The organism is Pseudonocardia acidicola, from assembly GCF_012911935.1.
GTDB lineage: Bacteria > Actinomycetota > Actinomycetes > Mycobacteriales > Pseudonocardiaceae > Pseudonocardia > Pseudonocardia acidicola.
Window position 1 is genome coordinate 39,119 of record NZ_JAAXLA010000046.1, and the last position, 13,339, is coordinate 52,457.

Sequence of the window (13,339 nt, forward strand, 5' to 3'; positions counted from 1 at the left end):
CGTCGTCACAGAGCGCGCTCGTAGCTCGCCGAGGCGACGTGCGACTCGTGCAACACGACGGTGATCCCGGCCAGGTCGCGGGCCCCCTCGCCCAGCTCGCCCGCGTGCACTCGCTCGGCAAGCCGATCGGCGATGACCTTGGCGAGGAACTCCGTGGAGGTGTTGATGCCGGCGAAGGCAGGTTCGTCGTCGAGGTTGCGGTAGTTGAGGTCGGCCAGCACCGCGCCGAGCTCCTGGGTGGCCAGCCCGATGTCGACGACGATGCCGTCGGCGTCGAGATCGGCACGGCGGAACGTCGCGTCCACCACGTACGTCGCGCCGTGCAGTCGCTGCGCCGGACCGAAGGCCTCTCCCCGGAAGCTGTGGGCGATCATGACGTGATCGCGAACCGTGATGCTGAACAAGACCGACCCTCCCGTTGCCGGCTACCCGGCCCATCCCTGCTCATGGACGACCCTGCTCATGGACGACCCTGCTCGTAGACGACGCGGACGCACAGTGCGCGGAGTTCACCGGCGGCGAGACGGGGCATCAGCCGGGGCAGGTCCTCGAAGCGGCTCTCGTCGGTGATCAGCACGTCGAACACCGGGTCGGCGAGCAGGCGCAGGGCCAGCGTGAGGCGTTCGGCGAAGCCACGGCGCGCGCGCCGGGCCCGCGCGACCGTACCCACCTGGCTGCTGCGCACCGTCAGGCGCCGGGAGTGGAAGGACTCGCCGAGCGGCACCCGGACCCGGCGGTCGCCGTACCAGCTCAGCTCGACGACCTCGCCCTCGTCGGCGAGCAGTTCGAGGGACCGCGCGAGCCCCTCCTCCGTCGCGCTGGCGTGCACCACCAGATCGCACTGCCCCGCGGCCTCCTCCGGTGAGGCGAACCCGACACCGAGCGCCTCGGCGACGCCCGCGCGCCCGGGATCGACGTCGACCAGTTCGACCCTGACCCCGGGGATGCGGCCCAGCACCGCCGCGACGCAGCAACCGACCATCCCGGCCCCGACGACGGCGATCCGGTCGCCGACCAGCGGGGCCGCATCCCACAACGCGTTCACCGCGGTCTCGACGGTCCCGGCCAGCACCGCACGTGGTGGCGGCACGCCGTCGGGGATCGGCGTCACCGCGGCGGCCGGGACGACGTAGCGGGTCTGATGGGGGTAGAGGCAGAACACGGCGCGGCCGAGCAGCTCCGCCGGCCCGTGCTCGACCACCCCCACGTTGAGATAGCCGTACTTGACAGGACCGGGGAACTCGCCGTCCTGGAAGGGTGCTCGCATCGCCGTGAACTGGCTCTCCGGCACGCCTCCGCGGAAGACGAGGGTCTCGGTACCGCGGCTCACCCCCGAGCAGAGCGTGCGGACCTCGACGTCGTCCGGGCCGGGTCGGGGTAGGGCGACCGGACCGATCTCGCCCTCGCCCGGAGCGCGGAGCCAGAAGGCGCGTGCGACGCGATCCACGTCGTCCCTCCGAGAAAAGTTGTAAACTCCCGCCCGCGCCGGATCCGTGCTGAGCAGGTGTATACGACGTCTCGATGGTGACTCTAGCCCGACCGCGGATCAGCCGGCAGCAGGCCGCCTGGGCAGGCGCCCAGGTCGTCCTGCTCGCCGCGCTGTCGGCCGGGGTCGGCCTCGGCCCGGTGGGCTGGATGGCCGGTATCGCGTACAGCTCGGGCCTGTGGGCGCTCCTGACCGCTGCCGTCCGGCGGGCCGGGATCGACACACTGGGACCGGCCGACCTCGTCACGTTGGCGAGGGCGGTGCTCGTCGGCGGCGTGACCGCACTCGTCACGGACCGGCTCCGGAGTGGTGGCACGCCCGTCGCGGCCCTCGCCGTCATCGCCTCGGTGGCGCTGGTCCTCGACGCGGTCGACGGCCAGGTCGCCCGGCGCAGCGGGACGGCGTCCGCGCTGGGCGCCCGCTTCGACATGGAAGTCGACGCGTTCCTCATCCTCATGCTGAGCGTCCACGTCGCCGTGCTCCTGGGCCCATGGGCGCTGGCCGTCGGCGCCATGCGCTATTCCTTCGTCGCGGCGGCCTGGATGATGCCGTGGATGCGGTCGGCCCTGCCGACGAGGTACTCCGCCAAAGCAGTGGCCGCGCTGCAGGGGATCGTCCTCGTGGTGGCCACGACCGAAGTCCTCGCGCGTCCGCTCGCAGTCACGCTGGTCTCGACGGCGCTGGCGCTGCTCACCTGGTCCTTCGGCCGTGACGCGGCGTGGCTGTGGCGCCGGCGGCGCGTGTCCGACAGGGCCTTGCCGTGAACAGGGCACCATCACAGTCCTGAGCCGAGCAGAAGACGAACGACCGTCCCCGGGATGTCTGCTGCGCCCGGCCGGGTCCGCCGAGATCGAGGAGGTCGGCGTCACCGCCGCCCCGGCGATCACTCCGGCAGCGGCGTGGGCTGCTGGGCCACCAGGGCCCAGCCGTCGTCCTCGGCCGTCCGGATCTGCGCCGCGACGGCGTCGTCGGTCATGGCCGTCCTCCCGTCAGGACGGGGCGTGCGCACCGGTCATCAGTGCCGCGAGGTCCTCGGGGTGGATGAACGACGGCGGCGGGGGCGGCCCCCAACTGAACAACCCCCTGGCGCCCTCGAACGACTCCGGGGTCCAGAGCTGATCGTCGATGATGCTGTCCATGTCGGAGTAGTACTCGGAGAAGTTGCCGGCCGGGTCCTTGAGGTACCAGAAGAAGTTCGACCCGGCGTGGTGGCGGCCCAAGCCCCAGACATGGCGCCGCGGGTCGTCCTCGAGCATGGCCATCGCGCCGCGGCCGATCTCGTCGATGTCCTCCACCTGCCAGGAGGTGTGGTGCAGGAACGACACCGGCGCGTTCAGCGCGAGCACGTTGTGGTGGTCGGTGGAGCAGCGCATGAACGCCCCGGCGCCGGCGATGCGGTCCGACAGCTTGAGGCCGATGCCCTCCAGGAAGAACCGCTCGGTCGTCGCGAGGTCGGTGGTGCCCATGACGACGTGCCCGAGCTTGCGCGGCCTGACCGGCCCGGACCGCTCCACCCCGGGCGCGCGGGAGTTGACCCGCTCGACGCGCCCGACCTCGTTGTAGGGGGTCGGGGGCAGGGTCGGCTGGTCCAGCCGCGACGCGATGCGCACGGTGGCGCGGACCCCGGAGACAGGCTCGACACCGGTGACGCTGGCCGGCCCCCGGTGGGCCTCCAGCCCCAGGCCGGTGAGCCCGGCGGCGACCCGGTCGAGGTCGTCGGCGTCGTCGGCCCCGATGGTGATCTCGACCAGCCGCCGCAGCGGCGACTCGACCAGCCGCAGCTGCTCGCCGCCGTCGACGGTGGCGAAACCCGCCGAACCGTCGCCGCCGCCGGTCGGGGTGAGTCCGAAGTCGGTGTAGTACCGGGCGGTCTCGACGACGTCGGGTACGCCGATGACCACCGAGGAGAGCCGATGCAGTCCCATGATCCTGCCTCTTCGTCGAGTGCCGGTCGGGTCGTTCTAGGCCTGGACGAACCGCTGGCGCAGCTCGCCGATCCCGGCCACGTAGCTCACGAGTTCCTCGCCGGGCTGCAGGAACCGCTTCGGGTTGCGACCCTGGCCGACCCCGGCCGGGGTGCCGGTGAAGATGATGTCGCCGGGCAGCAGCGGCGTCACGGCGGAGAGCTTCTCGATCAGCGCCGGCACCCCGAACACCATCTGCGAGGTGCGCCCCTTCTGCACCTGCTCGCCGTTGATGGCGCAGCCCAGTTCGAGGTCGTCGGGGTCGGCGAACTCGTCGAGGGTGACCACCCACGGCCCGAGCGGGGCGAAGCCCGGGAAGGACTTGCCCAGGCTGAACTGCGGTGCCGGACCGGCCAGCTGGGAGCGGCGCTCGGAGAGGTCCTGCCCGACGGTCAGCCCGGCGACACAGGCCCAGGCGTCCGCGGCCGCGACGTGCTCGGCCCGCCGGCCGATGACCACCACGAGTTCGACCTCCCAGTCGGTGTTCCCGCCGGGCGGGAGCACGACGGTGGTCTGCGGGCCCGACAGCGCGGTGCGGAACTTCGTGAACACCGGCGGCAGGGTGTCCGGCACCGCGAAGTTCGACTCCGCGGCGTGCTCGCGGTAGTTCAGCCCGATCGCGAACACCTGGGACGGCGCCGGGGTGGGGGCGCCGAGATCCGCGGCGTCGAACGGCGCCGCACCGGACAGGTCTGCCCCCGCCGCCCAGGCGACGAACTCGTCCCACCGCCCGTAGACGGCCTGCGGGTCCGCGCCGAAGCGCCCACCGGACGCCTTCTCCACATCGACGGCACCTGCGTCGGTGAACAGGGCCAGCCGACCGGACAGCTTTCCGATTCGCATCGGGACATCTCCTCCAGCTACACGACGGGGAACTGGTTGCAGGTCTTCGAGGGGCGCCGGGCCGCCCCTGGCGGGCCGGCCTCACACGAGGGCGGTGACGCTCCCCCGGATGCCGAGCAGCGAGGTGCCGTAGACCTCGGTACTGATCTCGGGGTTGACCACCGCATGCCGGCTCGCGGTCTCGCTGTCGCGCCAGATCCGCTGCAGCGGGCTGGACTCCGCGAAACTCGATGCGCCGTGCGCGGACATCAGCGTGCGGATGGCCTCGCGGGCGTAGGTCACGGCCGCGCCGGTGTCCATCCGGACCAGCGCGCGGGCGTCGTAGTCCGGGTAGACCCCCCGGTGCGCGGCGTCGTCGATCTCGGCGGCGGCCCGGTAGGCGTGCAGGTGCGCGCTGTCGATCAACGACGCCGCCTTCGCCAGGGCGAGCTGCACGGTGGGCGCCTCGGTCTGTGTGCCGTAGAAGGTGTAGGAGATCGAGCGCTTCGGCGCCTTCTCGATCACCAGGTCCAGCGCGGCCTGCGCCAGCCCGAGCTGCGGGCCGGCCAGGACCAGCGCGGCGACCGGCACGAACGCCGAGCGGTAGAGCGTCTCCCCGGTGAACGGGGTGGCGACCTCGCCCTGGATCGCCGTGACCACCGAGATGCAGCGGTGCTCGGGAACGAAGATCTCGTCGGCGACCAGGGTGTTGGACGCGGTGCCCTTCATCCCGGCGACGAACCAGGTGTCCTCGATGGTCAGGTCCGACATCGGGACCAGCACCAGCTTCTGGTCGGCCACTTCGCCGTCGGCCCCGAGGATCGGGATGCCGACCAGCGCCCACTGCGAGTGCGCGGACCCGCTGGCCCAGCCCCACTTGCCGGTGACCACGTACCCGCCGTCGACGGCGCGGGCCTGCGCGGTCGGCGCCAGCACCCCGGCCACCCGGTTGCCCGGGTGCTCACCCCACACGTCCTGCTGCGCCTGCTCGCCGAACAACCCGGTGAACCACGCACAGACGTTCATCAGGGTGGTCACCCACGACGTCGATCCGCAGCCGCGCGCCAGTTCCCGGGAGACCTCCAGCTTGGTCCGGAAGTCGACCTCCAGGCCGCCGAAGCGCTTGGGCCGCATGATCGAGAACAGCCCCGCCTCCTCGATCGCGGTGATGTTCTCCTCGACGACGCGGCGGTCGTCCTCGCTGCGCTGGGCGTTCGCCGCCAGCAGCGGCACGAGCTTGGTGGCCCGGCCGACGAGGTCCGCGCGCAGTTCACGATCGACATCGGTCGCGCTCGGGCGATCGAGGATGATGCTCATGCGTTCTCCTGACGGGGCGCCGGTCCGTGGTCGGTCGTGGTCGGTCGTCGGCGCCCTCTCGTCGGACCGGGCGAGTCGCTGCCGGTCATCCGGTGTGGCGTGGACGACACTGTTCCCGCTCGGTCATCGACATGTCAAGACGTTTTCGACATTGTGGCCGTCGGTCGAAACTGCTTGACTTCGACCCGTGACCCGGAGCAGTGCCCCCACCCGCGCCGAGCAGGTCTACCTCCGGTTGCGGGCCGACATCCTCGCCGGACGGCAGCGGCCCGGGACCCGGCTGCCGTTCGCGGAGCTCTCCACGCGGTACGGCGCGAGCATGGGCGTGGTCCGCGAGGCACTGTCCCGGCTGACCGCCGAGGGACTGGTGGAGTCCGAGCCCCAGCACGGCTCCCGCGTCACGCCGGTGTCGACCGTCGATCTTGCGCACCTGACCGAGGCACGCCGCGCGATCGAGACCCTCGTGCTGCGCCAGGCCGTCGAGCACGGCGGCGTCGACTGGGAGTCCCAGGTCCTGGCCGCGCACCACCGGCTCGAGCGCACCCCGCAGATGGCCGAGGATGATCCCGACCGGGTCACCGAGGAATGGGCCGCCGCGCACAGCGCCTACCACCTGGCCTTGCTCTCCGGCTGCCCGAACCCCCGGCTGCTGGCCGTGGCGCAGTCGCTGCGCGACTCCGCCGAGCTCTACCGCCGGTGGTCGGTGCCGCTGGGGCACGGGCACCGCGACGTCGCGGGCGAACACCGGCGCATGCTCGACGCCGTGCTCGCCCACGACGCCGACGCAGCCGTCGCAGCACTCGCCGAGCACATCGAGCACACCGCGCGGGTGCTGCTCGAGGCCGGTTCCGACCTCGACGACGAGACCGACGACGAGACCGGCGACGAGGCCGCAGGCGGCTGAGCACGGCAGCGCTGCGCGACGCCGGCCATACCCGAGGGCATCCACCTCGCCGGCGAGCAGACCCACGATGTCTTCGCCGCGGGTACCGATGCCGATACGACATCGTTCATCGGTCGCTGCACCGCGGCCCTGACGCCGTCATCGGTTGCACGTACCCGCCGCGCGGCTGTCGCGAACGGACCAGCGCGCGCGTACTGACGGGCCAACGGTCCGGAAGTCGTGTCCGCGAGTTGCATCCCGCCATTGCCGCATGTCTGCAGGTCTGGGAGCCTGCAACCGCGCGACCAGCACGGCCCTTGTCGACCGGCGGGGCTTCGAGCCGGAGGACTTCCGCAACGACGAGGGATCTGGTCGCCGGCCACATCCGCATGTCCGCGCGCCGGCTCGCAGGGACAGGGCCGCAACGTGTTAGCCCAACCGCTCGGGCTGGTCCCACGGGATGTCGTCAGGAGTCAGGAGAGCACCGATGCTCGAGGACCTGGACCCGCTGGAGACCCGCGAGTGGTTGGACGCCCTGGATTCCGTGGTGGAGTTCGACGGCACCGAAAGGGCCACGTTCCTGCTCGACGCGCTGATGCGCGAGGCCCGCCGGGTGGGCGCGCCGGCCCCCTATTCGGGGTCCACCCCGTACATCAACACGATCCCGCCGGGGCGCGAACCGGTCCAGCCCGGTGATCGGGAGATCGAGCACCGCATCCGCTCGATGATCCGCTGGAACGCCGTGGCGATCGTGCTGCGCGCGAACAAGGAGTCCTCGGAGCTGGGCGGGCACATCGCGAGCTTCCAGTCCGCGGCGACGCTCTACGACGTGGGCTTCGAGCACTTCTGGCACGCCCCGACCCAGACCCACGGCGGGGACCTGGTGTTCATCCAGGGGCACTGTTCGCCCGGAATCTACGCACGGGCGTTCCTCGAGGGCCGGTTGACCGAGGAGCAGTTGCTGAACTTCCGCCAGGAGGTGGGTGGCAACGGGCTCTCCTCCTACCCGCACCCGTGGCTGATGCCGGAGTTCTGGCAGTTCCCCACGGTGTCGATGGGGCTGGGCCCGTTGACGGCGATCTACCAGGCCCGGTTCCTGAAATACCTGCACGCACGGGGCCTGGCCGACACCGCGCCGCGGCGGGTGTGGGCGTTCGTCGGCGACGGCGAGATGGACGAACCCGAATCACTCGGGGCGCTCTCGCTGGCCGGCCGGGAGAAACTGGACAACCTGATCTTCGTGGTGAACTGCAACCTGCAGCGCCTCGACGGCCCGGTCCGTGGCAACGGCAAGATCATTCAGGAGCTGGAAGGGGACTTCCGCGGGGCCGGCTGGAACGTGATCAAGGTGATCTGGGGTTCCAACTGGGACCCGCTGATCGCCGCCGACAAGTCCGGGCTGCTGCTCAAGCGGATGGAGGAATGCGTCGACGGCGAGTACCAGGACTTCAAGTCCAAGAACGGCGCCTATGTCCGGCAGCACTTCTTCGGCCGCTACCCCGAGCTGCTCGATCTCGTCTCGGACATGTCCGACGACGACATCTGGGCGCTGACCCGCGGCGGGCACGACCCGCAGAAGGTCTACGCCGCCTACGCCACCGCCGTTGCGCACACCGACCAGCCGACCGTGATCCTGGCCAAGACGGTCAAGGGCTACGGCATGGGCGAGGCCGGTGAGGGCCAGAACATCACCCACCAGCAGAAGAAGATGGGTGTCGACGTGCTGCGCGCCTTCCGGGATCGCTTCGGTCTCGACATCCCGGACGACCAGGTCGCCGAGGTGCCGTTCCTGCGCCTGCCCGAGGGCAGCAAGGAACTCGCCTACCTGCGGGAACACCGAGCGGCGCTGGGTGGGTACCTGCCGGCGCGCCGGCGCCGGTCGTCGCAGCCGCTGCCGGTTCCCGGGCTGGCCGCCTTCGACGCCCAGTTGAAGGGCACCGGGGAGCGCGAGATCTCCACGACGATGGCGTTCGTCCGGATCCTCACCACGCTGCTTCGGGACAAGAAGATCGGCAACCGGGTGGTGCCGATCGTGCCCGACGAGTCCCGCACGTTCGGCATGGAGGGCCTGTTCCGCCAGTTCGGCATCTTCTCCCAGGTCGGGCAGCTCTACCAGCCCGAGGACGCCAACCAGCTCATGTACTACAAGGAGGATCGCCACGGCCAACTGCTGCAGGAGGGCATCAACGAGCCGGGGGCGATGTCGTCCTGGATCGCCGCGGCGACCGCCTACAGCACCTCCGACACCCCGATGATCCCGTTCTACATCTACTACTCGATGTTCGGGTTCCAGCGCGTCGGGGACCTGGTCTGGGCGGCCGGGGACTCGCGCGCTCGCGGCTTCCTGCTCGGCGGCACGGCCGGGCGCACCACGCTCAACGGGGAGGGCCTGCAGCACGAGGACGGGCACAACCACCTGCTCGCGGCGACCATCCCCAACTGCGTTTCCTACGACCCCACCTTCGGCTACGAGCTCGCGGTGATCATCGCCGACGGGCTGCGGCGGATGTACACCGAACAGGAGGACGTCTTCTACTACCTCACCGTCATGAACGAGAACTACTGCCATCCGCCGATGCCCGAGGGCGCCGAGGAGGGCATCATCCGCGGGATGTACCTGTTCCGCGAGGGGCAGGCCGCCCGGAAGGGCCGGGGAGAGGCGGCGGCGCCGCGGGTGCAGTTGCTGGGCAGCGGGACGATCCTGCGCGAGGTGATCGCCGCCGCCGACCTGCTCGAACAGGACTTCGGCGTGGCCGCGGACGTCTGGAGCACCCCCAGCTTCACCGAACTGGGCCGCGACGGGATCGCCACCGAGCGCTGGAACATGCTGCACCCCGGCGCGCAGCGGCGGCGCAGCTACGTCGAGCAGTGCCTGGCCGGACGCCCGGAGGGCCCGGTCGTCGCCGCCACCGACTACCAGCGCGCCTTCGCCGAGCAGATCCGGCCGTACATACCGCACCGCTACGCGGTGCTGGGCACCGACGGCTTCGGCCGCTCCGACTACCGGCGCGCGCTGCGCCGGCACTTCGAGATCGACCGGCACCACGTCGTCGTGGCGGCACTGTCCGCGCTGGCGCAGGACGGCGTGGCCCCGGCGGCCGGGGTCGCCGACGCCATCGCGCGCTACGGCATCGACCCCGACAAGCCCGAACCCGCGCACGCCTGAACCGCGCGGCCACCGACCATCCGCCCTCCGGACGCGGTGGACCCCCCGTGACGGAGCTCGACGACAAGCAGGGACGCGGCGCAGAGGGGAACGAACATGGCAGACGCGACCGAGGTCAAGGTCCCCGACATCGGTGGCTTCAGCGAGGTACCCGTCATCGAGGTTCACGTCAACCCGGGCGACCGGGTCGACCCCGAGGATCCCCTCGTCACCCTGGAGTCGGACAAGGCGACCATGGACGTGCCCGCGCCGGCCGCCGGAGCGGTGGTCGACGTGCTGGTCAAGGTCGGCGACGAGGTGAGCGAGGGCACCCCGATCCTGCTGCTCGCGCCGGGCGAGGGGGCGCTGACGCCGCCCCCGTCGCTGGTCGAGCAGCAGGTGCCGCAGCCCGCGGCCCCGGCCCCCGCGGTGACGACGGTGCCCGCTGCCCCCGGCGCCCCGGTGCCGGCGACCGCCGCGGCGCCCTCACCGCCGGAGGCCCTCGGCGTCCACGCCGGGCCGAGCGTGCGCCGGATGGCCCGGGAGTTCGGGATCGACCTCGCCGCCGTGACCGGCACCGGCCCGAAGGGGCGGATCACCAAGGACGACCTGCTCGGCCACGTGCGCGGGCCCGCCGCCGCCCCGGCCGCCGCCGTCCCCGCGGGCACCGGGATCCCCGAGATCCCCGCGCAGGACTTCGCCCAGTTCGGCACCGTCACGACCCGGCCGCTGTCGCGGATCAAGAAACTGTCCGGGCCGCTTCTGCACCGCTCCTGGCTCAACGTCCCGCACGTGACGCACGACGACGAGGCCGACATCACCGACCTCGAGCGCTACCGCAAGGACTTGGACACCGCGGCGAAGGCCGCCACGGACGGCGGTCCCTACCGGGTCACCCTGCTCGCCTTCCTGGTCAAGGCCGCGGTGTCGGCGTTGAAGAAGTTCCCGGAGTTCAACAGCTCACTGTCCCCGGAGCAGGACGCCCTGATCCTCAAGGAGTACTACAACATCGGCATCGCGGTGGACACTCCGGACGGGCTGGTCGTGCCGGTGGTCCGCGACGCCGACCGCAAGGGGATCGTCGAGCTGTCCCGGGAGTTCGGCACGCTCTCGGCGAAGGCCCGCGACGGGAAGCTCTCGCCCACCGACATGGCCGGGGGCACGTTCACCATCTCCAGTCTGGGTGGGATCGGCGGGACCGGCTTCACCCCGATCGTCAACGCCCCCGAGGTCGCCATCCTCGGCGTCGTCCGCTCGCGGGTGACGCCGGTGTGGGACGGCAGTGCGTTCCAGCCGCGGCTGATGCTGCCGATCTCGCTGTCCTACGACCACCGCGTCATCGACGGGGCACTCGCCGCCCGGTTCGCCCGGCACCTGTGCCACCTGCTCGAAGACGACCGCCGTCTCCTCCTCTGACGACACCGGAGCCAGCCATGCCCACCCTGGAGATCCAGGTCCCCGACATCGGCGACTTCGCCGACGTAGCGGTGATCGAGATCCATGTCGCGCCCGGCAGCGTGGTGGCGGTCGACGATCCGCTGCTCACCCTGGAGTCGGACAAGGCGACCATGGACGTGCCCGCGCCGGTCGCCGGGACGGTCACCGAACTGCGGGTCGGCCTGGAGGACCGGGTCTGCGCGGGCACCGTGATCATGGTGGTGGACGCGGCGGGCGCCCCGGGGACGCCACCGAAGGAGCGGGTCCGGGAGGACGCCGCCCCGGCGCCCGCCGGGCCGGCGGACTACGGCTCGCCGAGTGGGGTCTACGAGCGCATCGAGGTCACGGTGCCCGACATCGGAGGCTTCGCCGACGTCCCGGTGATCGAGGTGCACGTGGCCGTGGGCGACCGGGTCGCGGCCGAGGATCCGCTCGTCACCCTGGAGTCCGACAAGGCCACCATGGACGTGCCGTCCCCGGCGGCCGGCACCGTCACCGGACTCGCCGTCGGCGTCGGGGACACGGTGTCGCAGGGCCACGTCATCCTGCACCTGCAGACCGAGGACGAGGCGGCCGCGGCCGCCCGGCCGCCCGCGGCCGTCACGGCCGCCCCGGCTCCCCGGCCGCCGGCCACCGAACGCGGCGATGTCCACGCCGAGGTCCTCGTGCTCGGTGCCGGGCCCGGCGGGTACACCGCGGCCTTCCGGGCCGCCGACCTGGGCCGCTCCGTGGTCCTGGTCGACCGGTCGGCGACCCTGGGCGGGGTCTGCCTGAACGTCGGCTGCATCCCGTCCAAGGCACTGCTGCACGCCGCCAAGGTCATCGCCGAGACCAGGGAGATGGCCGAGCACGGCGTGTCGTTCCTCGCGCCGACGATCGACATCGACCGGCTGCGCAGCTGGAAGGACGGCGTGGTCGCACGGCTGACCGGCGGGCTGGCCGGACTGGCCCGGCAGCGCACGGTCACGACCATGCGTGGAACCGGGCGGTTCCTGTCGATGAACCAGCTTCAGGTCACCGGCGACGACGGCGCCGTGACGACCGTCAGCTTCGACCAGGCGATCATCGCCGCCGGCTCCGAGCCGATCACGCTGCCGTTCGTCCCGCACGACAACCCGCGGGTCATCGACTCCACCGGCGCGCTGAGGCTCGACGGGATCCCCGAGCGGTTGCTGGTGCTCGGCGGCGGGATCATCGGGCTGGAGATGGCGACGGTGTACTCCGAGCTCGGCGCTGCGGTCACCGTCGTCGAGCTGATGGACCAGCTGATCCCCGGCGCCGACAAGGACATCGTCGCGCCACTCACCAAACGCATCGCGAACCGCTACGAGAACATCTACCTGACGACCAAGGTCACTGCCGTCGAAGCGCGACGGGACGGTCTGGTCGTCACCTTCGACGGGGCGAAGGCACCGGAGACCGACGTGTTCGACCGGCTTCTGGTGGCGGTCGGCAGGCGGCCGGGAGGCCGGATGATCGGGGCCGAGAACGCCGGGGTCCTGGTCGACGAGCGCGGCTTCATCCCGGTCGACAAGCAGCAGCGCACCAACGTGCCGCACATCTTCGCGATCGGCGACATCGTCGGCCGGCCCATGCTCGCGCACAAGGCGGTGCACGAGGGCAAGGTCGCCGCGGAGGTGGCCGCGGGCCGCACCAGCTACTTCGATGCGAAGGTGATCCCCTCGGTGGCCTACACCGACCCGGAGGTCGCCTGGGTGGGCGTCACCGAGAACGAGGCCAGGGCCGCCGGGATCAGGTACGGCAAGGGGGTCTTCCCCTGGGCCGCCAGCGGTCGCTCGCTGACCCTGGGGCGCGACGAGGGCAGCACCAAGGTCCTGTTCGACGAGGCCACCGGACGGATCATCGGCTGCGGCATCGTCGGCCCGAACGCGGGCGACCTGATCGCCGAGGCGACGCTGGCGATCGAGATGGGTGCCGACGCGGCCGACATCGGCCTGACCGTGCACCCGCATCCCACCCTCTCGGAGACCATCGGCATGGCCGCGGAGGCCTTCGAGGGCACGCTCACCGATCTCTACCTGCCCAAGAAGAAGTAACTCCACGTCAGGGAAGTGATCCCATGCCAGGATCAGTCATCGTCGGCGCCGCACGCACACCGATCGGCAAACTCGCCGGCTCGCTCAAGGACCTCTCCGCGGTCGACCTGGGCGGCATCGCCATCGCCGCAGCACTGGACAGGGCCGCAATCCCCGGCCACCAGGTCGACTACGTCATCATGGGCCACGTCATCCAAGCCGGCACCGGCCAGATCACCGCCCGCCAAG

10 protein-coding genes and 1 pseudogene are annotated in these 13,339 nt (G+C 71.4%); 6 read left to right on the plus strand and 5 right to left on the minus strand.

Features of this window, described 5'->3' with window-relative positions; all coding sequences use genetic code 11:
• Positions 1-5: 5 nt before the first annotated feature.
• Positions 6-404 (minus strand): 6-pyruvoyl trahydropterin synthase family protein, encoded by a 399-nt coding sequence (locus HF526_RS34700; protein ID WP_211177634.1) that lies wholly within the window; start codon positions 402-404, stop codon positions 6-8.
• A 56-nt stretch (positions 405-460) separates the two neighbouring features.
• On the minus strand, positions 461-1,447 hold the full coding sequence (locus HF526_RS22230) for an MDR/zinc-dependent alcohol dehydrogenase-like family protein (protein WP_169383481.1): 987 nt from the start codon (positions 1,445-1,447) through the stop codon (positions 461-463).
• Between the two features lie 74 nt (positions 1,448-1,521).
• Here HF526_RS22230 and HF526_RS22235 point away from each other — a divergent pair, with 74 nt between their 5' ends.
• Positions 1,522-2,250 carry a CDP-alcohol phosphatidyltransferase family protein gene (locus tag HF526_RS22235; RefSeq protein ID WP_169383482.1) on the plus strand — a complete coding sequence of 243 codons (729 nt, stop codon included), beginning with the start codon at positions 1,522-1,524 and terminating at the stop codon, positions 2,248-2,250.
• A 225-nt stretch (positions 2,251-2,475) separates the two neighbouring features.
• On the opposite strand, the gene HF526_RS22240 is transcribed toward HF526_RS22235, so the two are convergent.
• The 3 genes from HF526_RS22240 to HF526_RS22250 form a co-directional block, all read right to left on the minus strand.
• A complete protein-coding gene (locus HF526_RS22240) occupies positions 2,476-3,411 on the minus strand; it encodes a VOC family protein (RefSeq protein WP_169383483.1) in 936 nt (311 codons plus the stop codon).
• A gap of 36 nt (positions 3,412-3,447) precedes the next feature.
• Positions 3,448-4,293, minus strand: a complete 846-nt coding sequence (locus HF526_RS22245; protein WP_169383484.1) for a fumarylacetoacetate hydrolase family protein — start codon at positions 4,291-4,293, stop codon at positions 3,448-3,450.
• Between the two features lie 81 nt (positions 4,294-4,374).
• Positions 4,375-5,589, minus strand: a complete 1,215-nt coding sequence (locus HF526_RS22250; RefSeq protein WP_169383485.1) for an acyl-CoA dehydrogenase family protein — start codon at positions 5,587-5,589, stop codon at positions 4,375-4,377.
• Between the two features lie 187 nt (positions 5,590-5,776).
• On the opposite strand from HF526_RS22250, the gene HF526_RS22255 reads away from it, so the two are divergent.
• The 5 genes and pseudogenes from HF526_RS22255 to HF526_RS22275 all read left to right on the plus strand — a co-directional run.
• Positions 5,777-6,493 carry an FCD domain-containing protein gene (locus HF526_RS22255; protein ID WP_169383486.1) on the plus strand — a complete coding sequence of 239 codons (717 nt, stop codon included), beginning with the start codon at positions 5,777-5,779 and terminating at the stop codon, positions 6,491-6,493.
• 466 nt (positions 6,494-6,959) lie between these two features.
• Complete coding sequence (gene aceE / locus HF526_RS22260) at positions 6,960-9,638, plus strand: pyruvate dehydrogenase (acetyl-transferring), homodimeric type (RefSeq protein ID WP_169383487.1); 2,679 nt, start codon at positions 6,960-6,962, stop codon at positions 9,636-9,638.
• Positions 9,639-9,716: 78 nt separating this feature from the next.
• Positions 9,717-11,033 (plus strand): annotated as a pseudogene (aceF, locus tag HF526_RS22265) (dihydrolipoyllysine-residue acetyltransferase); the annotation flags it as partial.
• A gap of 17 nt (positions 11,034-11,050) precedes the next feature.
• The gene (lpdA, locus tag HF526_RS22270; RefSeq protein ID WP_169383489.1) at positions 11,051-13,111 is read left to right on the plus strand and encodes a dihydrolipoyl dehydrogenase; all 2,061 of its coding nucleotides are present in this window, start codon (positions 11,051-11,053) and stop codon (positions 13,109-13,111) included.
• 23 nt (positions 13,112-13,134) lie between these two features.
• Positions 13,135-13,339: thiolase family protein (locus tag HF526_RS22275; protein ID WP_476705400.1), on the plus strand; the 205-nt coding region annotated here is incomplete at its 3' end.

Excerpts from the sequence above, each read along its gene's own strand:
- aceE (WP_169383487.1), top strand. The coding sequence starts at position 6,960 with ATGCTCGAGGACCTGGACCCGCTGGAGACCCGCGAGTGGTTGGACGCC.
- HF526_RS22250 (WP_169383485.1), bottom strand. The coding sequence starts at position 5,589 with ATGAGCATCATCCTCGATCGCCCGAGCGCGACCGATGTCGATCGTGAA.
- HF526_RS22235 (WP_169383482.1), top strand. The coding sequence starts at position 1,522 with ATGGTGACTCTAGCCCGACCGCGGATCAGCCGGCAGCAGGCCGCCTGG.
- HF526_RS22240 (WP_169383483.1), bottom strand. The coding sequence starts at position 3,411 with ATGGGACTGCATCGGCTCTCCTCGGTGGTCATCGGCGTACCCGACGTC.
- lpdA (WP_169383489.1), top strand. The coding sequence starts at position 11,051 with ATGCCCACCCTGGAGATCCAGGTCCCCGACATCGGCGACTTCGCCGAC.
- HF526_RS22245 (WP_169383484.1), bottom strand. The coding sequence starts at position 4,293 with ATGCGAATCGGAAAGCTGTCCGGTCGGCTGGCCCTGTTCACCGACGCA.